Annotated in this window: 17 protein-coding genes; 3 read left to right on the forward strand and 14 right to left on the reverse strand. The window is 69.8% G+C overall.

The window, feature by feature from the left end; translation table 11 throughout:
• Window positions 1-355: 355 nt before the first annotated feature.
• The 11 genes from AB0G04_RS13505 to AB0G04_RS13555 form a co-directional block, all read right to left on the reverse strand.
• Window positions 356-538 (reverse strand): hypothetical protein, encoded by a 183-nt coding sequence (locus tag AB0G04_RS13505; RefSeq protein WP_360981642.1) that lies wholly within the window; start codon window positions 536-538, stop codon window positions 356-358.
• Window positions 539-638: 100 nt separating this feature from the next.
• Window positions 639-1,625 (reverse strand): SMP-30/gluconolactonase/LRE family protein, encoded by a 987-nt coding sequence (locus tag AB0G04_RS13510; protein ID WP_360981644.1) that lies wholly within the window; start codon window positions 1,623-1,625, stop codon window positions 639-641.
• A 65-nt stretch (window positions 1,626-1,690) separates the two neighbouring features.
• On the reverse strand, window positions 1,691-2,890 hold the full coding sequence (locus AB0G04_RS13515) for an MFS transporter (protein ID WP_360981647.1): 1,200 nt from the start codon (window positions 2,888-2,890) through the stop codon (window positions 1,691-1,693).
• 124 nt (window positions 2,891-3,014) lie between these two features.
• Window positions 3,015-4,118, reverse strand: a complete 1,104-nt coding sequence (locus tag AB0G04_RS13520) for an LLM class flavin-dependent oxidoreductase (protein WP_360981650.1) — start codon at window positions 4,116-4,118, stop codon at window positions 3,015-3,017.
• Window positions 4,119-4,230: 112 nt separating this feature from the next.
• A complete protein-coding gene (locus AB0G04_RS13525; RefSeq protein ID WP_360981653.1) occupies window positions 4,231-4,734 on the reverse strand; it encodes an LLM class flavin-dependent oxidoreductase in 504 nt (167 codons plus the stop codon).
• Complete coding sequence (locus tag AB0G04_RS13530; protein WP_360981656.1) at window positions 4,731-5,999, reverse strand: LLM class flavin-dependent oxidoreductase; 1,269 nt, start codon at window positions 5,997-5,999, stop codon at window positions 4,731-4,733. Before AB0G04_RS13530 ends, AB0G04_RS13525 begins: the two co-directional genes overlap by 4 nt.
• A complete protein-coding gene (locus tag AB0G04_RS13535; RefSeq protein ID WP_360981659.1) occupies window positions 5,992-6,942 on the reverse strand; it encodes an LLM class flavin-dependent oxidoreductase in 951 nt (316 codons plus the stop codon). The genes AB0G04_RS13530 and AB0G04_RS13535 overlap by 8 nt, the downstream gene beginning before the upstream one ends.
• Window positions 6,939-8,468, reverse strand: a complete 1,530-nt coding sequence (locus AB0G04_RS13540) for an ABC transporter ATP-binding protein (RefSeq protein ID WP_360981662.1) — start codon at window positions 8,466-8,468, stop codon at window positions 6,939-6,941. Before AB0G04_RS13540 ends, AB0G04_RS13535 begins: the two co-directional genes overlap by 4 nt.
• The gene (locus AB0G04_RS13545; RefSeq protein ID WP_360981665.1) at window positions 8,465-9,313 is read right to left on the reverse strand and encodes an ABC transporter permease; all 849 of its coding nucleotides are present in this window, start codon (window positions 9,311-9,313) and stop codon (window positions 8,465-8,467) included. The genes AB0G04_RS13540 and AB0G04_RS13545 overlap by 4 nt, the downstream gene beginning before the upstream one ends.
• Before the next feature lie 3 nt (window positions 9,314-9,316).
• Window positions 9,317-10,231 (reverse strand): ABC transporter permease, encoded by a 915-nt coding sequence (locus tag AB0G04_RS13550; protein WP_360981668.1) that lies wholly within the window; start codon window positions 10,229-10,231, stop codon window positions 9,317-9,319.
• Complete coding sequence (locus tag AB0G04_RS13555; RefSeq protein WP_360981671.1) at window positions 10,228-11,874, reverse strand: ABC transporter substrate-binding protein; 1,647 nt, start codon at window positions 11,872-11,874, stop codon at window positions 10,228-10,230. The genes AB0G04_RS13550 and AB0G04_RS13555 overlap by 4 nt, the downstream gene beginning before the upstream one ends.
• Window positions 11,875-12,002: 128 nt before the next feature.
• Here AB0G04_RS13555 and AB0G04_RS13560 point away from each other — a divergent pair, with 128 nt between their 5' ends.
• Complete coding sequence (locus tag AB0G04_RS13560) at window positions 12,003-13,892, forward strand: sulfatase-like hydrolase/transferase (protein ID WP_360981675.1); 1,890 nt, start codon at window positions 12,003-12,005, stop codon at window positions 13,890-13,892.
• 57 nt (window positions 13,893-13,949) lie between these two features.
• On the opposite strand, the gene AB0G04_RS13565 is transcribed toward AB0G04_RS13560, so the two are convergent.
• The gene (locus AB0G04_RS13565) at window positions 13,950-14,582 is read right to left on the reverse strand and encodes a hypothetical protein (RefSeq protein ID WP_360981678.1); all 633 of its coding nucleotides are present in this window, start codon (window positions 14,580-14,582) and stop codon (window positions 13,950-13,952) included.
• Window positions 14,583-14,739: 157 nt separating this feature from the next.
• Window positions 14,740-16,611 carry a propionyl-CoA synthetase gene (locus AB0G04_RS13570; protein WP_360981682.1) on the reverse strand — a complete coding sequence of 624 codons (1,872 nt, stop codon included), beginning with the start codon at window positions 16,609-16,611 and terminating at the stop codon, window positions 14,740-14,742.
• 1,036 nt (window positions 16,612-17,647) lie between these two features.
• Between AB0G04_RS13570 and AB0G04_RS13575 the strand changes: the two genes are divergently transcribed.
• Window positions 17,648-17,995 carry a hypothetical protein gene (locus AB0G04_RS13575; RefSeq protein ID WP_360981685.1) on the forward strand — a complete coding sequence of 116 codons (348 nt, stop codon included), beginning with the start codon at window positions 17,648-17,650 and terminating at the stop codon, window positions 17,993-17,995.
• A 310-nt stretch (window positions 17,996-18,305) separates the two neighbouring features.
• Entirely contained in the window at window positions 18,306-18,560 is a 255-nt protein-coding gene (locus AB0G04_RS13580) for a hypothetical protein (protein WP_360981688.1), read from the forward strand.
• Window positions 18,561-18,765: 205 nt separating this feature from the next.
• Here the strand turns inward: AB0G04_RS13580 and AB0G04_RS13585 are convergent, their stop codons facing one another.
• Entirely contained in the window at window positions 18,766-19,371 is a 606-nt protein-coding gene (locus AB0G04_RS13585; RefSeq protein WP_360981691.1) for a TetR/AcrR family transcriptional regulator, read from the reverse strand.
• Window positions 19,372-19,493 lie beyond the last annotated feature (122 nt).

A 19,493-nucleotide genomic window follows, 5' to 3' on the forward strand; every position in this document is an offset into this window, starting at 1 on the left:
CTGTGAGGAGCGGGAGCGGGCGACAAATAATGGCGGCTGCGGCCGTGCCGCCGGATGATTTCGAGCGCAGACGCACCCTTCGGGGAAATCCAGAGGCGGCCAGCGGTGATTCTTTTTTCTCCGCCGAGGAAATTACGGATCGCAGCAATGGCGTCATCGGCCGTCCGGGCTGGAGTCCACCGCGAAAATGGTTTTGTGAGAAGTTTGCCATTGAACAGATGTAGCAATGTGTCTCCGTCGCGCAGGTCGCCGCCAGTTTCCGGGCTCTTCTCCTGCCGGCCGGGAAGTTGTCCCGCGGTCAGGACGAGAAGGTGCTCCCCGCGCCCGCTACGACTAGGAGGTGCTCCCCGCGCCGCTACAACCAGGAGGTGCTCCCCGCGCCCGGCGCCAAGACCAGCCAGGAGAAGTGCCAGGACGAGGCGGTGCACCGAGGCTCGGCGACATCCCAGCGAACCTGGAAGTTGATGGCGTAGCGCTGTTTGACGGCGTTCTGGTCGTGGATCTCGCAGTCGAGACCGAGGCCCACGACGACAACCACCGCGGCTGGACCGCGATCATGGCGCCGCAACGGAGCGCGTTGGTGTCAGGGATGGGCGTTGGCGTCAGGGGCGGGTTGGCGTCAGGGGCGGGCGTTGGCGTCAGGGGGTGGCCAGGACGGCGATGTCGTCGCGGGTGAGGCTTCCCGCGATGATCGTGCCGTCGTGTTCGGCTGCCGACGTGACGAAGCCGTACGAACCGTCCGCGGCCCGCAAATCGTGCACCACCCGGCCGTCGGCGTCAAAGGCCATCACCCAGGCGATCGGTACGGCTCCGGGGCGGAACGCCACAGGCAGGTTCCACAACACCAGCCGCAGGAAGCCGGGGAGTGGCAGCAACCGGTCGAGCAGCCGGTCGCGGGGTGCCGCGATCCCGGCCCAGATCAGACCGTCGCTGCCCACCGACAGGTTGTCGGGGAAGCCGGGCAGGTTCTCCACGAGCGTCTCGGTGGTGCCGGCTCGTGGCCCGCCGAGAAGGTACCGCCGGATCCGGTAGCCGGCCGTCTCCGCGAACAGCAGGCTCGACCCGTCGGGACTGAGCACGAGCCCGTTGGCGAACTTCAACCCGTCGAGCAGCACCGTGACGGCGCCGGACGGGTCGCGGCGCAGCAGTCGTCCGGTGCAGGAGTGTTCGAACACGTCGCCGAGGTGGTCGTCCAGGTTCCAGCGGGTGGTCGAGGAGGTGAACCAGATCGTCCCGTCCGGTCCCTCGACGACGTTGCTGGCGAACGTGAGCGGCTCGCCGTCCACGGTGTCCACCAGGACGTCCACGCCGCCGTCCGGGCCGACGAGCAGCAGTCCGCGGTCGTGGTCGCACACCAGCACCCCGCCGTCGGCGCGCGGGTACAGGCCGAGGGGCCGGCCGCCGGTGTCGGCGAGCACCGTCCGGGCGCCGTCAGCCGGGTCGATGCGGATGATCCGCCCGTCGGCGAGCCCGGCGATCACCCGGCCGTCCGCGTCGAACACCACGTCTTCGGGACCGTGCCCGCCGGTCGGCAGGGTGTACAGCACGCGCAGCGGCGCTGCCGGTGCCCCGGCGGTGAGGACGGGCGGCGACCACCGGCGCGGGCGGATCCATCGACGGGCCATCACAACCTCCGGTCACGGCACGGGCGGATCCATCGACGGGCCATCAGAACCTCCGGTCGCGGCGGTCAGGACACGGTGTGGCGGGCCGCCGGGTGGTCACTGGTCAGGCCGCGTACATCAGGCAGTGACAATACGGCCGTACTGGCGATGACCGCCATGGCGGCACCGACCATCAGGAAGGTGTCAGCGCCGACGACGGGTGCGGCGAATCCGACCAGGACGTAGCCGAGCGGCAGGGTCACCAGGGATCCGAACCAGTCGTAGGCGCTCACCCGGGACAGCACGTCGCGCGGGATCTGGCTCTGCAGCGTGGTCTCCCACAGGGTGCTGTAGACGCCCAGGCCGGAACCCGCGACGAACGCGCCCGCCACGACGGCCGGCAGTGGGGCCGACAGGGCGAGCGGCAGCAGCGCCGCCGCGAAGCCGAGCGACCCGATCATGGCCGTCACCAGCGGCCGTCGCGCGGTGAACCGCACCATCAGCAGGCCGCCGACGGCCGCGCCGGCACCGAAGCCGGCGAGGGTGAAGCCCCAGGCCCGGGGTCCGCCGAGACTGTCGGCGGCGATCTGCGGGCCGAGCACCAGATAGGCGGAGAGCCCGAAGAGGTGCATCACGCTGCTCTCCAGGACACCCGCCCACAGCCAGCGCCGGGACCGGAACTCGGTCCAGCCCTCCCGCAGGTCGGCCAGCACGCGCGTCCGGACGGCGCGTGGTGCGGCGGCGTCGCGTGGGACGGCGAGCAGGAACAGGACACCGATCACGTACGACACCGCGTCGATGGCGAACACCGTGCCGGGGTTGAACGCGGCCACCAGCACACCGCCGATCGCCGGTCCGGCGAGACTGCTGATGGAGCGGCCGAACGCGATGAGCGCGTTGGCCCGCTGCAGGGTGGCCGCTTCGTTGAGCGACGGGATGAGGCCGCTGAGCGCCGGCCGGAAGAAGGCGTTGCCGAGGCCGTCGACGGCGGCAAAGAACATCAGAGCGGCGAGCGGTACGTGGCCGGTGAACCACCAGATCGCCAGCGCCGCCTGGCTGACGGCCCGGACCCCGTCGCTCATCAGCAGCAGGCTGCGGCGTGACAGCCGGTCGGCCAGCACACCGCCGACCAGGATGAACACGACGGTCGGCAGGCGGCTCGCGCCGAGGACCAGGCCGAGGCCGGAGACGCCGTACCCGCTGGCGAGGACCGCGAAGGCGAGCGCAACCGGAACCATCTGCGTACCGAGCAGCGATGTGTAGAACCCCGCGAGGAGGTTACGCATCGGACGGCTGATCGACGATGGCCCGCTATCCATGCCAGAAGTCTGCCATAGACGGCTGACGATGGAACCGGCTCCCCGCCGACGGTGTGGCCGGGCGCGATGTCCGTCCACGAGCAATGTCCGGCTAGGCCGGCCATTCCTTGGCGAGCAGCTCGTACGAGCGTACGCGATCGGTGTGATCGTGGGCGATCGTGGTGATGAGCAGCTCGTCGGCACCGGTGACCCGCTGCAGGGTGCGCAGCTTCCCGGCGACGGTCTGCGGCGAGCCGACGAACTGGGTGGCGACCCGGTCGGCGACCAGAGCGCGATCCCGGTCGGTCCAGTCGAAAGCGGCGGCTTCCTCGATGCTGGGGAACGGGACGGCACCGAGGCCCGTGCGGATGCTGCGGACCCAGAGGGCGAACGGTCCGGCGAGCTGGCGGGCGGTCTCGTCGTCCTCGGCGACCATGACGTCGGCCGACACCATGAGGTGCGGCCGGCTGCGGGTTGCGGAGGGGACGAACGATTCCCGGTACGCCTCAGCGGCCTCGAGCACCTTGGCCGGCGCGACGTGGTAGTTGGCGGCGAACGGCAGGCCACGGGCACCGGCGGTACGGGCGCTCTCACCGCCGGAGCTGCCGAGCAGCCACACCTCCAGATCGGCGCCGGCACCGGGGGTGGCGGTCACCTCGTTGCCCTCGTCGTCGACGATCGGCCCGGCGAGCAGGGCGAAGATCTGATCGAGGACCTCGTTCAGCCCGAGCGGCCGGGCACCGGGCTGGGTCAGGAAACTGCTTGCCAGGGCGGTCCGCCTGGAGGCGAAGATCGGCGCCCAGGAGAACGGCTTCGGGATGAGCAGCCCGTCCACGACGCGTTCCTCCTGCGGCGCCTCGTCGGCCTTCTGGGCGCGGGCCTGCCCGGAGCGCCCCAGCCCGAGGTCGAAGCGGCCCGGGTGGAGGGCGTCGAGAAGACCGAACTGCTCCACGATGGACAGCCCGGTCTGGAAGCCGGTCTGGACGGCACCGGAACCGAGCCGGATGTGGTCGGTGACCGCGGCGATCTGGCCGAGCAGCAGCGCCGGCTGGGAGCTGGCGACACCGGGGGTGAAATGGTGTTCGGCCACCCAGTAACGGTGGTAGCCGAACTGTTCGGCGCTGCGGGCCAGATCGAGGGTGCGGCGCAGGGCGTCCGGCAAGTCACCGCCGGAGACGAGCGGGGCGAGGTCGAGGACGGAGAGGGGTACGGGCATGGCTACCGCCCTTTCAGCTGGCGTAACACGGGTGCGATCTCGGCGGCGAAGAGTTCCGGGCTGCGCCGGATCGCCTTCTCCCCGATGCCTTCGGTGTCGGCGCTGAGGTGGGTCACCTCGTGACCGAAGCGTTCGCGGTAGTGGTCGATGAGTTCGGCGTACGGCTCGATGGGGTTGGTGACGTCACCTTCTCCTCGCGCCACCGTCGCCGGAACAGGTCGTAGCTCTCCCGCAGCCGGTCCCACTGGTCGTCGGCGGTCACGTGGAACAGTTGCGCCTGGGCGGGCCCGTTGCCCTTGCCGATGATCAGTTGCAGCCGGCCGCCGGACAGGTTGTCGAGGGTGGCGTAGTCCTCGAACGCGCGCACCGGGTCGGGCAGGCTGAGTGTGGTCACGCCGGTCCACAGCTCGATGCGGCTGGTGCGGGCGGCGATGTGACTGAGCACGACCGGCGGGGACGAGGACAGGAACGGCCGCTCGTGCCGCTCCCCCACGGCGAAACCGTCGAAGCCGAGTTCCTCACCGAGCACGGCCGCGTCGACGACCTCCCGCAGCCGCTGTTCGACCGTCTTGGACCGGTCGATGTACGTGATCAGGCTGAGCAGCAGGAACTTCATGACAGTCGCAGGTTGTCGCGCAGGGTGGTCCCGGAATAGTCGGTCCGGAAGACGCCGCGTTCCTGCAGCAGCGGGACCACCTGGTCCACGAAGTCGTCGAGCCCGGCCGGGGTGAGGTGCGAGACGAGGATGAAGCCGTCGCACGCGTCGGTCTGGACGTACTCGTTCAGCTGCTCCGCGATTCGCGCGGCGGTGCCGATGAAGTTCTGCCGCCCGGTCACCTCGATGATCAGGTCCCGGATCGACAGATTCTTGGCCTCGGCCCGGGCCCGCCAGTCACGGGCGGTGGCCAGCCGGTCCGGGTACATGCCGGCGCGGCCCTTGATGATCGTGTCGTCCTCGTCGAGGACCGGGTCGCTGTCCGGCAACGGGCCCTCGGCGTCGTAGCCGGACAGGTCGGTGTTCCACAACTGTTCCAGCAGCAGGATCGCGGTCCGCGGGCTGACCTGCTGACGCCGGATGTGGTGTGCCTTCTCCTGTGCGTCGGCATCGCTGTCGCCGAGCACATAGGACACCCCCGGGATGATCTTCAGGCTGTCCTCGGCCCGGCCGTACTTCGCGAGCCGGTCCTTGACGTCGCGGTAGAAGGTCCGGGCGTCGTCGATCTGATGGTGCCGGGAGAAGATCGCGTCGGAATGCTTCGCGGCCAGCTCCCGCCCGCCGTCGGAGTCGCCGGCCTGCAGGATGACCGGGTGGCCCTGCGGGCTGCGCGGCGCCCCGAACCGGCCTTTGATGTCGAACTGGCTGTTCCTGATCGCGAACTCGCCGCCGTCGCTGTCCCAGAGAGCCCGGGCCGTCTCGATGAACTCGCCGGCGCGGACGTATCGGTCCGCATGGTCCAGGAACCCGCCGCGCCGGAAGTTCTCGCCGAAGAACGCACCGGGCGACGTGACCACGTTCCACGCGGCCCGCCCGCCGGACAGGTGGTCGAGGGTGGCCAGCTGGCGGGCCAGTTCGTACGGCTCGTGGTAGGTGGCGTTGAGCGTCCCGGCCAGCCCGAGGTGGGTGGTGACGGCGGCCAGGGCGGTCAGCACGGTGAGCGTGTCCGGCCGGCCGACGACGTCCAGGTCGTGGATGAGGCCGCGCTGTTCGCGCAGCCGCAGTCCCTCGGCCAGGAAGAAGAAGTCGAACTTCCCGCGTTCGGCGGTCCTCGCCAGGTATTCGAAGGAGTCGAAGTCGATCTGGCTGCCGGCGCGCGGGTCGCTCCAGACGGTCGTGTTGTTCACGCCGGGGAAGTGCGCGGCGAGGATGATCTGCTTAGGCACGGCCGGCCTCCTGGTAACGGTTGACCGCGACCGGCAGGCCCAGACGGTCGCGGAGTGTGCGGTGGCCGGACGGCTGGAAGAGGCCACGCCGGCGCAGCTCGATCACCAGGTCCGCTATCTCGGCGATGTCGGACACCCGGAGCCGGAAGCCGTCGAGACCGGAGGCGGCCCACCAGTTCTGGATCAGGTCGGCGAGCTGCTGCGGCGTACCGTTGAAGGTCACGGCGTCGGCCGGGACATGACCTCCGACCGTGAGGTCCGCGAAGATCTTCTTCTCCGGCAGGATCCTGCGGACCTTGCGGGCCGCGTCGTCGGCGGCGGCCGGCGTCACGAAGAAGACGTCGGCGTCGAGGGCGTCCCACACCTGCGGCCCGTGCGCGAGCGCCGCCACCACCGGCTGTCCCTGCGGCGGCCGCGGCACGATCGACGGACCCTTGACCGAGAAGTGCTCGCCGGCGAAGTCGATGTAGTGCAGCCTGTCCCGGTCGATGTACCGGCCGGTCGCCGCGTCCTTGATGATCGCGTCGTCCTCCCAGCTGTCCCAGAGCCGCCGAACCACCTCGATGGCGTCGGCGGCCTCGGCGATCAGCTCGTCGGCCGGCAGCGGCGCGCGGCGGCCGAGCAGCGCCGCCTCCGCCGGGTCGGCGGACACCCGCACCTGCCAGCCGGCCCGGCCGCGGCTCACCCAGTCGAGGGTGGCCAGGGCGGTGGACAGGTGGAACGGCTCGGTGTGGGTGGTGGTGGCGACCGGGATCAGGCCGACGTGCCGGGTGAGCGGCGCGACCCGGGAGGCGACCAGGACGGCGTCCGGCCCGTGCCGGCCGAACGTGTCCTCGAACGTGACGAAGTCGATGCCGGCGTCGTCGGCCTGCCGGACCTGCGAGATCCAGTCCTCGGCGGCGAACGAGTCCCCGGTCAGCGCGACCCCGAGATGCAGTGTCATAGGGAGACCTCCAATGTGGGCACCGCGTCGAGCAGCGCCCGGGTGTACTCGTGGCCGGCGTGGTCGAGGACGGCCTTGACCGGCCCCTGCTCGACGACCCGGCCGTCGTGCATGACCAGCACCCGATCGGCCAGGTCTCGGATCACGCCGAGGTCGTGCGAGATGAACAGCAGTGCGGTCCCGTCGTCTTCGCGGATCTGCGCGAGCAGGTCGAGCACCTGCGCCTGCACCGAGACGTCGAGCGCCGACACCGGCTCGTCGCAGATGATCAGACTCGGTCTCGGCGCGACGGCCCGGGCCACGGCGACGCGCTGCCGCTGCCCGCCGGACAGCTGCCGGGGGTACCGGTCGAGCACGTCGGCGCCGAGACCGACCCGTTGCAGGACCGGTTCCGGGTTCTCACCACGCGGCAGGGCCTCGCCGACGATGCGGCGTACGGTCCAGCGGGGGTCGAACGCCGACAGCGGGTCCTGCGCGATCAGCTGCAGGCGGCGGCGGATCGGCCGGCGGGCGCGTTCCGGCACCCCGCTGAAGTCGGCGCCCTCGAACCGGACCCGTCCGGAGGTCGGCTCGGTCAGCCCGAAAAGCAGCTGCGCCACGGTCGTCTTGCCGGAGCCGGACTCACCGACGAGCCCGACGATCTCGCCGCGGCGGATGGTGAGGTCGACGTCGCGCACCACGGTCCGGTCGCCGTACACCTTGCGCAGCGCGGTGGCCTCGGCGACGACGCCGCCCGGTTCTGCGGTGGTCCCGCGTCTGCGGCCCCTCGCGGCCGCCACCAGTTCTTTCGTGTACGGGTGAGCCGCGCCGGCCAGGATCGTGCGGGTGCCGCCGCCCTCGACGATCCGGCCGTCCTTCATGACCAGCACCCGGTCGGCGAGTTTCGACACCACCGCCAGGTCGTGGCTGATCAGCAGCAGGGTCTCCCCGCCGGCGCGGCGTTCGGCGAGCAGTTTCAGGATCTGTGCCTGCACGGTGGCGTCGAGCGCGGTGGTGGGTTCGTCGGCGATCAGCAACCGCGGCGCACCGGCGATCGCCGACGCGATCAGCGCCCGCTGCCGCAGCCCGCCGGAGAGCTGGTGCGGGTACTGCCGGGCCCGCCGTTCCGGTTCGGGCACGTGCACGTCGGTGAGCAGCCGGTGCACGCGCTGCGGCCGGTCGCGCCGGTCGCCGATGCCGTGGGCCTGCAGCACCTCGCCGATCTCGGCGCCGACGGTGCGCAGCGGATCGAGCGAGACGAGGGCGTCCTGCAGGATGAGCCCGGCGAACCGGCCGCGCAACCGCCGCCAGTCACGGGCCGCGAAACCGCGTACGTCCCGGCCGTCGACGGTGAACGTGCCGGCCTCGACGCGTGCATGCGGACCGGCCAGTCCGACCAGGCTGCGGGCGGTGACGCTCTTGCCGGACCCGCTCTCGCCGACGATGGCGACGCATTCGCCCTCGCCGATCGTGAGGCTCACCCCGCGGACCGCCTCGACGCGGTGCCGGCCCGTGAAGGTGACCCGCAGGTTCTCGACTTCGATCACTGGTTTCGCCCTTCGAACCGGTTCTGCAGATGGCGGCCGGTCACGGTGAGAGAGATGACGGTGGCGGTGACGGCGCATCCCGGCAGCACCGACGCCCACCAGGCGAGGTGCAGGTATCCGCGGCCCTCGGAGAGCATCGCGCCCCATTCCGGTGACGGCGGCTGCGGTCCGAGGCCGAGGAAGCTCAGACCGGCCGCGATGAGGACGGCCTCACCGAGCCCGATCATCGCCAGGACCGGGATCGGGCCGAGCACATTGGGCAGTACGTGCCGCAGCACCAGGCGGGTGCGCGACGTCCCGAACGCGACGGCGTGGGTGACGTACGGCGCCCGCCGCACGACGAGGGTCTGGGCACGCACCACCCGGGCGTAGTGCGGTGTGGTGGCGATGCCGATCGCCACGATGAGGCTTGTCGTTCCGGTGCCGGCGATCGCGATGAAGAGCAGCGCGAGCAGGACCAGCGGAAACGCGGCCAGCGCGTCGAAGCCGCGGCTGAGCGCCTCGTCGGCGACCCGGTGGGTGAGGCCGGCGAGCAGACCGAGCAGGATCCCGGCGCCGGCCGCGATGGCGGTGGCGGCCACTCCGATGCTCAAGCTGTGCCGGGCGCCGTGCACGACCCGGCCGAAGACGTCGCGGCCGAGCTGGTCGGTGCCGAACCAGTGCGCCGCCGACGGGCCCTCCAGCACGTGCAGCGGGTCGGCGGCGAGCGGGTCACCGGCGAACACCGACGGCCAGAGCACCGCGGCGGCGGCCAGGCCGAGGACGATTCCGGCGAGGGTCAGGCCGGGTCGTGGGAGCCGCGGCGACCACCGGCGGCTCGCCGGGCGGGGCAGCGCCAGAGACATCGCTCAGCTCCTTCGCAGCCGCGGATCGATGGCGAGGTACGCGAGATCGGCCGCCGTGTTGATCACGACGAAGGCGGCGGCCGCGAGCACGACGACGGCGAGCACCACCGGCATGTCACCGTTGCTGACGGCCTGGAGGGTGACCTGGCCGAGTCCGGGGCGGCCGAACACCTGCTCGATGATCACCGAGCCGCCGATCAGCACGCCCGACAGCCAGCCAAGCAGGGTGACGGCCGGCATGAGGGCATGGCGCAGCGCGTGCCGTGTCAGGACCGCTCGTTCCGTCAATCCGCGGGCGCGGGCGGTGACCGCGAACGGCTCGTCGAGCGCCCGGTCCAGGCCGTCGCGCAGCACCTGGGCCAGGACTCCGGCGATAGGCAGGCCGAGGGTGACGGCCGGGAGCACCAGCGCCGCCCAGCCGCGGTCCCCGGAGACCGGGAACAGGCCGAGCCGGAACGAGAAGACACTGAGCAGCACGATCCCGATCAGGAACGGCGGCGTGGACACGATGATCAGCTCGGCCGTCGAGCTGACCCGGCGTACCCACCGGTGCCGGGTGGTGACCGCCAGGATCAGGGCCAGCACCATTCCGAAGACGGCTGCCGCGGCGGCCAGTTGCAGGGTCGGCGGGATCTGCTCGCCGATGACGTCACGGACCGGGCGTTGCAGCAGGTAGGAGCGGCCCAGGTCGCCTTGGGCGGCCCGTAGCAGGTAGTCGAGGTACTGCACGACCGCCGGTCGGTCCAGGTTCCACTCCGCGATGATCTGGCTGCGGATCTGCGGGGTGTCGGCACCGTCGCCGACGATGGCGTCGACGATGTCGCCGGGGGCGGCCAGCAGCGCGAGGTACGCCGCCGTGGCCGCTGCCCACAGCACGATCGCCCCGCTGGCGACCCGCCGGGCGATCGCCGTGATCACTTGCTCAGCCAGACGTTGTAGGCGCTGCCCGGCACGCCCGCGACCGGTTCGAAGTTCAGGCCGCCGACCGTGGTGGCGGAGGCGATCTGGTCGGCCGGGGCGTACAGCGGCAGGATCAGCGCCTGATCGGTGATGGTCAGCTTCTGCACCTGCTGGTAGGCGGCCACTCGTTTCGCCCGGTCGGAGCTGGCCTGCCCCTCCTCCAGCAGCTTGTCCAGTCGTGGATCGTCGAGGCCGGTGCGGTTGATCGCGCCGCCGGAGTGCAGCAGCAGGTTGAGGGCGGCGCCGGCGTCGGTGTCGGCGCGGGAGTTGTCGAACACCTCGTACTCCCCGTCGGCCAGCGCCTTGGTGGCGGTGCCCTGGTCGACGAGGGCCACGTTCAGATCGATGCCGGCGCTCTGCTTGACCGCGGCCTGCACAGCCTGCGCCAGCACGTCGCGGCGGTCCCGGACGAACGGCGCCGACTGCACGAGCCGTACGGTCAGGCGTTTTCCGTCCCTGGTCCGGAAGCCCTCCGCGTCGCGCGCCGTCCAGCCGGCCTCGTCGAGCAGCCGGTTCGCCTTCGCGGTGTCACCGCCGTACGTCTTCTCGAGGCTCTTGTCGTAGAACGGGCTGGTCGGCCCGATCACACTCCACGCGCGGGTGGCGCTGCCGCGGTAGACCCCGGTGAGCACCGCGTCGACGTCGACGGCCTCCCGGAACGCCTGCCGCACCCGGAGGTCGTCGAACGGGGCGTGCGCGGTGTTGAGGTAGTACGAGTACGCCGACCCGGAGTTGAGCCCGCGCTGCAGCGAGAGCTGCCGGTTCGCGGTGATCAGCGGCTCGTCGGTGGCCGGCACGCCCTCGATCACCTGGACCTGGCCGGAGGTGAGGGCACCGACGCGTACCGACGACTCCTTGAGGAACCGGTAGGTGATCTCGTCGAGATAGGCGGGCCCGGTGTGTCCGGCGTTGGCCGGTGCCCAGTTGTACGCCGGGTTCCGGGTGAAGTGCACTTCCTGCCCGGCGATGTACCCGTCCAGGATGAACGGTCCGGTCCCGGCCAGTTCCGGGCCGCCGGCCTTGAGGTTCCTGGCCTCCTTCAGCGACTTCGGTGACACCTGGGCGCCCTGCGGCGAGGACAGGAAGTCGAGCAGCAGCACGTCGGGCTGCTCGAGGTGGAAGGCGACCGTCGCCGGATCGACGACCTCCACGCGATCGAGGTGGCGCAACTGGACGGCGCGCACGGCCGGGTTGTAGCCCTCGACGAGGAACTGGTCGATGTTCGCCTTCACGGCCGTGGCGTCGAATTTCGTGCCGTCGGCGAAGCTCACGTCCGTACGCAGTTCGAAGGTGTAGGTCTTGCCGTCCGCCGAGACCTCGTGGCCGGTCGACAGCCACGGCAGGTGACCGCCCTGACTGTCGTGGGTGAGCAGGGCCTCGAAGGTGTTCCAGACCAGCAGCCGTGCCTTGGCCTGGGCGTACTGGTGCGGGTTGAAGGTGATCGGCTCGGTCTCGACGGCCCAGGTCAGCGACCCGCCGCTGACCGGCCGGCCGGCCTCGGCCTCCGCGGGAGACCCGGAGGAGCCGGGGGAACAGGCGGCGGCGAGGGCAAGAGTGACGGCGAGGGTGGTGACGGCAGCGGCGAGCCGGACAGGACGCATGGGCGGTTCCTCCTCTACCACCTTTCCTATAGCCTTAATAGGAAATTGGCAAGAGCCTATGATCCCGGACACCACAACTTGGCGCCCGTCGGCTGAACCATCCCGGCACGCCTTCCGTTCACCATGACGTGCAGCCGACAGATCTCGCCGACCCGCCGCAGAACCCGGACTCGGAGAAGAACTCCGAGAAGACGGAGGAGAAGACCCCCGAGACCACACCGCCCGCGGTGGAGGACACGGCCGGGACGACCGAGGACGCTGCCCCGAAGACCGAGGACGCGGCCGAAACGCCGGCCGCGGCCGCCGCATCCGTCGCCGAGACGCCCGGCGAGGTCGCTGAGCCGGTCCCCGGCACGCCGGACGACAAGCCCCCGGGCCGGGTACGGCAACTTCTGCGCTCCCCCTGGACGGCACGCGGACTGAACGTCCTGGCCGGCGTGATCATCTTCGTCGCCCTGCTCTACCCCAACGTGATGCGACGCCTCACCCTCGGCAACTTCGCCCGCATCCCGATCGAGGCCGCCGTCGGCATCCTGCTGCTGGTCGTGCTGCCCCGCCGCCCGCGCATCGTGGCCGGCACGATCCTCGGCGCCGGGCTCGGCTGGCTCCTCATCCAGAAGAGCCTCGACATGGGCTGGTTCAAGACGCTGGCCCGCCCGTTCGACGTCGTCCTCGACTGGGAACTGTTCGACGACACGTTTAACTTCATCCGCGACTCGTACGGCGCGGCCGGCGCCTACGGTGCCGCAGCCGGTGGCGTCCTCGCCGCCGCCGGCGCCGTCGCCGTGGTCATCTGGGCTGTCCTGCGGCTCGCCGCCCTGATGAGCCGGCACCGCCGCCGCGCCGCCTTCACCGCCACCGGCATCGCGTCGGCCTGGATGCTGACCCTGGCGCTCGGCGTCCAGCTCGTCCCCGGCGTCCCCATCGCCGCCCGCACCTCGGTCACGTACGCCTGGGACCGCGCCCAGCAGGCCAGGACCGGCATCGCCAACGAGGCCGCCTTCGCCGGCGAGGTCAAGGCCGACCCGTACGCCGACGTCCCCGCCGACCGGTTGCTCACCGCCCTGCGCGGCAAGGACGTCATCTTCACCTTCGTGGAGAGCTACGGCCGCAACGCCGTCGAGGCGCCCAGCCTCACGGCCGGCACCACCGCCGTCCTGACCGACGGCGACGCCAAGCTCAAGGCCGCGGGATTCGCCTCCCGCAGCGGCTGGCTCACCTCACCGACGTTCGGCGGCAACAGCTGGCTGGCCCACTCGACCCTGCTGTCCGGGCTGTGGATCAACAACCAGTCCCGGTACCGCAACCTGACCGCCAGCGACCGCCTCACCGTCACGAGCGCCATGCGCAAAGCCGGCTGGGACACCGTCAGCGTCATGCCGGGCGCCACCAGGGCTTGGCCGGAAGGCTCGTTCTACGGCTACAACCGGGTCTGGGACTCCCGCAACCTCGAGTACCAGGGACCCAAGTTCAGCTGGGCGCAGATGCCCGACCAGTACACCCTCAAGAAGTTCAACGAGTTCGAGTACGCCAAGCCCGGCCGGCAGCCCCTGATGGTCGAGATGCCGCTCATCTCCAGCCACACCCCGTGGGCCCCGATCCCGGAGTTCATGGACTGGGAGAAGGTCGGCGACGGCTCGGTCTACAACTCGATCGCCGCCGGCGGCGCCGACAGGGCCGACATCTGGACCAGCGCCGGCAAGGTCCGCCGCGAGTACGGCAAGTCGATCCGCTACACCCTCACCACCCTGATCGACTGGATCGCCAAGTACGGCGACGACAACCTGGTCCTGGTCTTCCTCGGCGACCACCAGCCGTCCAGTGTGGTCACCGGTGACAACGCCAGCCACGACGTGCCGATCACCATCGTCGCCAAGGACCCGGCCGTCCTCGACCGCATCAACACCTGGAACTGGACCGACGGCCTCAAGCCGGCCACCGACGCCCCGGTCTGGCCGATGAACGCCTTCCGCGACCGCTTCTTCGCCGCGTACGGCCCGAACGGCACCAACCACTGAAAGAGCCCGGTGTGCGGCGCCGGTCCCGGTCACTCCAGGCGCCGCACACCGCCCGCGTCAGCAGTCCGGCTCGTCGACCCCGACCGACAGGAAGTCGACCGTCTTCCTCCTCGAGTCGTCGAAGACGAACTCGTAGTGAGATCCGTCCCCGTCCGTGCGTTTCGCGAAGACCTTGCCGTTCACGTCCAGCAGCCGCTCGTCCAGGTCCGGATAGGCGGCTCTGACCTCGGCCAGGGTGCTCCCGATCCGGATGCCCTCCGGGGTGCTGATCGAACCGTAACCGGGGATCGCCACCACGCCGTGAACCTCGGAGTAGACGACCGCCACACCGTCCCAGTTCGCCGGCACCAGCTCGAACGTGGAGCACCGATCATCACCGCTCCGGTTCGCCACCAGCCCGGTCGCCAGCGCCTGCTTCTCGGTCATCCCCAGCTTCAGCTTCCCGAGCCCGTCCCGGCTGAACCGGGTGGGCGCCGCATCCGCCGTAGTCGTACGGGAACGCTTCGGCGCAGGAGGTGACGGGGACTTCGACGACGGCACCGGGCGCGGTGCCGCCGACGAGGCAGAGGCGGCTTGCGGCGTCGGCGGGACGGCGCCCGCCGGTGCGGCCTCACCGTCCAGTCGCTGCGGGCCACCGGTGCACCCGGAGACCATCAGAACCCCGGCAAGAACCACGATCGTCCGGCGCATCTCGTTACCTCTCCCCCGTTTTCGCTGTCCTCACATGCGATGCGCCTGGGGCCGGCCGGGTTCTCCACCGGCGGTCACGAATCGGCAACGCGAACCGCCGGAACGGCCCAGCGGCTCGGCAGCGGCAGCGATCCCGGGCGGGTCGCGATGCCGCCGGTCAGCCGCCGTGACGCAGCACCGGGCGCAGCGCGTCCAGGACGGCCGGGTTCTCGATGGTGGCGGGGACCGGCTCGTCACGGCCGTCGGCGATACCGCGCATCGTGCCGCGCAGGATCTTGCCAGAACGGGTCTTCGGCAGGCCCGCGACCACGTCGATACGGCGCAGCGCCGCCACCGGGCCCAGACGCTCCCGCACCCATGCCACCAACTCCGCCGGTGCTGCCGCCACGCCGTCGCGCAACACCACCAGACCGTGTGGCACCTGGCCCTTCAGCTCGTCGGCCACCCCGATCACGGCGCACTCGGCGACCGCCGGGTGCGCCGACAACGCCTCCTCCATCGCACCCGTCGACAGGCGGTGACCGGCCACATTGATCACATCGTCGGTACGGCCCAGCACGTACAGATAGCCGTCGGCGTCGAAGGCTCCCCCGTCGCCGGTCAGGTAGTTGCCCTGGAAGGTACTCAGGTAGGACCGCACGTACCGCTCGTCGTCACGCCACAGGGTCGGCAGGCAGCCGGGCGGCAGCGGCAGCTCGAGGACGATCGAACCCTCCTCGCCCACGGCCACGTCCGCGCCGCTCGCGCCGACGATCCGGATCCGGTAGCCGGGCATCGGCACCGACGGCGAACCGGGCCGGGTCGGCAGCTCCTCCAGACCGCGCGGGCTCGCCGCGATCGGCCATCCCGTCTCGGTCTGCCACCAGTTGTCGATCACCGGGACACCGAGGAGATCACCGGCCCACACGTACGTCCGGGTGTCGAGCCGCTCCCCCGCCAGGAACAACGCCCGGAGACTGCGGACGTCCCGGCCGGCCAGCAGTTTGCCCTCCGGGTCCTCCTTGCGGACGGCCCGGATCGCGGTCGGCGCGGTGAACATCGCCGCCACCCGGTGCTGTTCGACGACCCGCCAGAAAGCGCCGGCGTCGGGAGTGCCGACCGGCTTGCCCTCGTACAGGATCGTGGTCGCCCCGAGCAGCAGCGGACCGTACACGATGTACGAATGCCCCACGACCCACCCGACGTCCGACGCGGCCCAGAAGACCTCGCCCGGCCGTACGCCGAGGATGTTCTCCATCGACCACCGCAAGGCGACCGCATGCCCGCCGTTGTCCCGGACCACGCCCTTGGGCCTCCCGGTCGTCCCGGAGGTGTAGAGGATGTACAGCGGATCGGTGGCCCGCACCGGCACGCACTCCGCCGGTTCCGCGCCGGCCAGGGCGCCGGCCCAGGTCAGGTCGCGGCCGGCGGTCAGCGTGAAGGGCGCCTCGGGCCGCTGCAGGATCACGCAATGCGCCGGAGTGTGATCGCTTTCGGCAAGCGCCGCCTCGAGCATCGGCTGGTACGGCACGACCCGGCCGGCCTCGATCCCGCACGAGGTGGCCACCACGACGCGGGGCTGCGCGTCGTCGATGCGGGCGGCCAGTTCGTGGGCACCGAAACCGCCGAAGACGACGGAGTGGACGGCGCCGAGCCGGGCGCAGGCGAGCATCGCGACGACGGCCTCCGGCACCATCGCCATGTAGATGATCACCCGGTCGCCGCGGTCGACGCCGAGCCGGCGTAGTGCCCCGGCGAACAATGCCACCTCGTCGCGCAGTTCCCGGTAGGTGTATGTGCGCACCACCGAGGTCACCGGGCTGTCGTGGATCAGGGCCGGCTGGTCGCCGCGCCCACTGAGGACGTGCCGGTCGAGGGCGTTGTGGCAGGTGTTCAGGGTGGCGCCGGGGAACCAGCGGAAGATCGGTGCCTCGGTGGCGTCGAGGATCCGGTCCGGGGGTTCGATCCACTCGATGTCCGCGGCCGCGTCCCGCCAGAAGCCGGCCGGGTCGGTGATGCTGCGCTCGTACGCCTCGCGATAGGCACCCATGTCCCGACGCTGCGCCGCCCACCACCACTTGTCCAGAATCCTAGGAGGCTAGGCTCAAGATGGACCGTAGCGTCCGCGAGCGGCCGGTTGCGGTACGTAGGTCGTGCCGTGCCGCTTACCGCCGAGCAGCGCGCCGAACTGCGCGAGGTACTTACTGCTGCTGAAGATCCGCATCAGTGGACCCGGCCGTTACCCGCTTCATGGTCCGGGAGGCTGGACCGGCGCGATCCCCACGACTATGTGCCGGTACGACCCCGAGTAGTCGCGGAGATCATCGTCGACGAAGCCCGCGAGCGATGCAGATGGCGGCACGCGGTGAAGCTGGCACGGCTACGCGGCGATCTGCGGCCCGAGGCCTGCCGCCGCCCTCCTGAGCGGCTCGGCGGGTCGCGGCCAGCGGTGCCGGTACGGGCGTCGTCGGCGCGCAGGTTGTCGTATAGGTGGGCATCCATGCCGTTGCCACCGCTCCAGGCGGCGCCACCCCCGAAATGGCTTGAAACGGTCGAGCTTTCATCTTGCGCAGGCGCTGATCAGCTACCTTACACAAATTATCAGTGGTGAATGTCACCTGAGGATAGACCCTGCTTCGCATCGATGCGTATCATCGCTGGGCGCCGCAGAATTTGAGCATCTTTATGCTCAGCCCACAAGAACTTTGGCTGATTGCAAAGTCATTGTTGCGCGCCGCAAGGACTTCATGACTATTAGGGCGATAACTGAAAATGGGGGAAGGCTTGTCCACTAGTTACAAGCGGCGATTGTTTGTCATTGCCGGAGCGGTAGGAGTCATTCTGGGGAGCGGTGCCACCGCGGCGTTCGCCGACCCGAAGCCTCCAGTTGGAACGGCCAGCGACGGGTCACCGATCTGGGCGTCCGAGGCGGACGTGCAGCCGCCGGTAGGCGCCCCCGGAATCGGCGAACCGACTGGTGCCAGCGCTGATGACATCAATGCACTGGTCCGGTTTGCGACTCCGGTTACGTGTACACGGTCACGAACAGCCTCAAGAACACCTACGACGTCAAGTTCAATACGTCCGTGGAGAACAACAGCAACAAGGATGTCAAGTACACGGTCCGGGCCGACGAGTCCGGCACAACCACGTACGGCTTGTCGATAACCGTTGAGGAAGAGCTGTCCGCCGGCATCTTCGCGAAGATCAAGGGTTCCATCAACGGCAATGTCTCGAAAAGCATGACGACCGCCTACGGTTCCACCGTCGAGGTCAACGTCGATCCCCATAAAACCCTGCGTGTGCAGTACGGTATCTGGCGCGAGAACGTCGCATGGAAGAGCTACTACATGCGCACCAATTGCAGCACGACGAAGAACCAGTCCGGTACCGCGTGGGCGCCGTACGAAAAGAGATGGAAGATCTTCTACTAGAGCTTCCTAATCTGCGGGCGGACAGGGAGAGCCCTGTCCGCCCGCCGCACACCTCACGACACTAATTTGTTGAAACCTCGATAGGACTTACGTGCAGAAGTTCATGATTCGGTCTTGTAGCATCGCAGCCTCGAGCGTGATGCTCATGCTTACTACCGCGGGCTGCACAGAGACAGAACCAAAAACTGCCACGCTCCCCCTGGCTTCTCCCTCGTCATCAACCGCGGCACCATCGCCGTCGACGGCCGCGTCCGCTGGGGCGTCGGGTATGCCAGGCCTGCCTTTGCCAGCGAATCGGCAGGTCCTCGTCATGCCGATGACCGGTTCCGCGGATGCCAAGCTTCCCCGATTCAGCCACGACGCCCCTGAATACACCATCTACCTCAAATGTGTGGGCGGTGGCTCAGTCTCCGTTCGCATGAACGACAGGAAGCCGAACACTTGGCCGTGCGACGGTGTGCCGAATAGGCATGTCGTCATCGCGGACGATCCGGACGAGGCGGGTGTCGTCACCGTCAGCGGGAAAGCCGAGTGGCAGATCGCAGTCATCAACGGCACTCCGTAAGGGGCTCACCCAGGAGGAGGGCCTGGCCCGCCTCCTGGCCGACGAGTAGCCCGCCATGGCGCGAGTGCCCGCGAACGTCTCCGGCGACCTGCGGTGCTTCTCGAACACGGCGACGACCTTGATCCGGCGGTGCTGCAGGCCCGCGCACCGGTGCTCAGCGATCCCAACCTCGGCAGCCCCAGCCCGTACTGGACTGTCCGGTCCGTCAACGAGCGTGCGGGAACACCCGTTCCACCATGGTCACCAGGTTGGTCGCCAGCAGCAGGTGCACCTGGTCACGAGTCAGCACACCCCGCTGCAGCCACTCCTGCGCCGTATAGATCGCCAGCCCCACGTACGACCGCGCCATCCCCCGCAGCGCGGCAGTGGGCTCCTGCCCCATACCTACCGCCCGCAAGACGCCGTCCGCCGCGACGTCGACCGCCTCGGCGATCACGTCGTCCACGTCGGCATCACCGGCCATGCCGCCGGCCCCGGTCGCCGCGAGCCACGAGGTGCTGTGCCGGGACACCACGTCCAGGAACCAGCTGACGATGGAATCAGCCCGTTCGGGAAGTTCGCCCCCGGGAAGCAGCTCCAGCGCCGTTTCGGGGACGGTGAGCATCACCCGTACGACCTCGAGGTAGAGGTCCTTCTTCGTACCGAAATAGTGGTTGACCAGACCCCGGGCGACGCCTGCCTCCCGGGCGACGTCGGTGGTGGAGACGTCGGCGTAGGGCTTCGACCCGAACAGGCGGATCGCCACCGAAAGGATCTGTTCGCGCCGGGCGTCCGGTTCCAGCCGGCGCCGGCGCATCGCCTCGACACTCACCCGGCCGACCTTACGGCACGTCGATTCATCCCGGTCCGAGATGCCCGGTTCATCTATGTTTCCATCGGCGGGACAGATGAATCGCGGCAATTCACATCACCCTTGTTGACACATCGCCAATA

The organism is Actinoplanes sp. NPDC023801 (genome assembly GCF_040639655.1).
In the GTDB taxonomy this organism is placed as follows: Bacteria; Actinomycetota; Actinomycetes; order Mycobacteriales; family Micromonosporaceae; genus Actinoplanes.

Coding starts and splice junctions, on each gene's coding strand:
- AB0G04_RS13535 (WP_360981659.1), bottom strand. CDS start 6,942: ATGACACTGCATCTCGGGGTCGCGCTGACCGGGGACTCGTTCGCCGCC.
- AB0G04_RS13545 (WP_360981665.1), bottom strand. CDS start 9,313: ATGTCTCTGGCGCTGCCCCGCCCGGCGAGCCGCCGGTGGTCGCCGCGG.
- AB0G04_RS13580 (WP_360981688.1), top strand. CDS start 18,306: ATGCCGATGACCGGTTCCGCGGATGCCAAGCTTCCCCGATTCAGCCAC.
- AB0G04_RS13570 (WP_360981682.1), bottom strand. CDS start 16,611: ATGGGTGCCTATCGCGAGGCGTACGAGCGCAGCATCACCGACCCGGCC.
- AB0G04_RS13525 (WP_360981653.1), bottom strand. CDS start 4,734: ATGAAGTTCCTGCTGCTCAGCCTGATCACGTACATCGACCGGTCCAAG.
- AB0G04_RS13510 (WP_360981644.1), bottom strand. CDS start 1,625: ATGGCCCGTCGATGGATCCGCCCGCGCCGGTGGTCGCCGCCCGTCCTC.
- AB0G04_RS13515 (WP_360981647.1), bottom strand. CDS start 2,890: ATGCGTAACCTCCTCGCGGGGTTCTACACATCGCTGCTCGGTACGCAG.
- AB0G04_RS13555 (WP_360981671.1), bottom strand. CDS start 11,874: ATGCGTCCTGTCCGGCTCGCCGCTGCCGTCACCACCCTCGCCGTCACT.
- AB0G04_RS13565 (WP_360981678.1), bottom strand. CDS start 14,582: ATGCGCCGGACGATCGTGGTTCTTGCCGGGGTTCTGATGGTCTCCGGG.
- AB0G04_RS13520 (WP_360981650.1), bottom strand. CDS start 4,118: ATGCCCGTACCCCTCTCCGTCCTCGACCTCGCCCCGCTCGTCTCCGGC.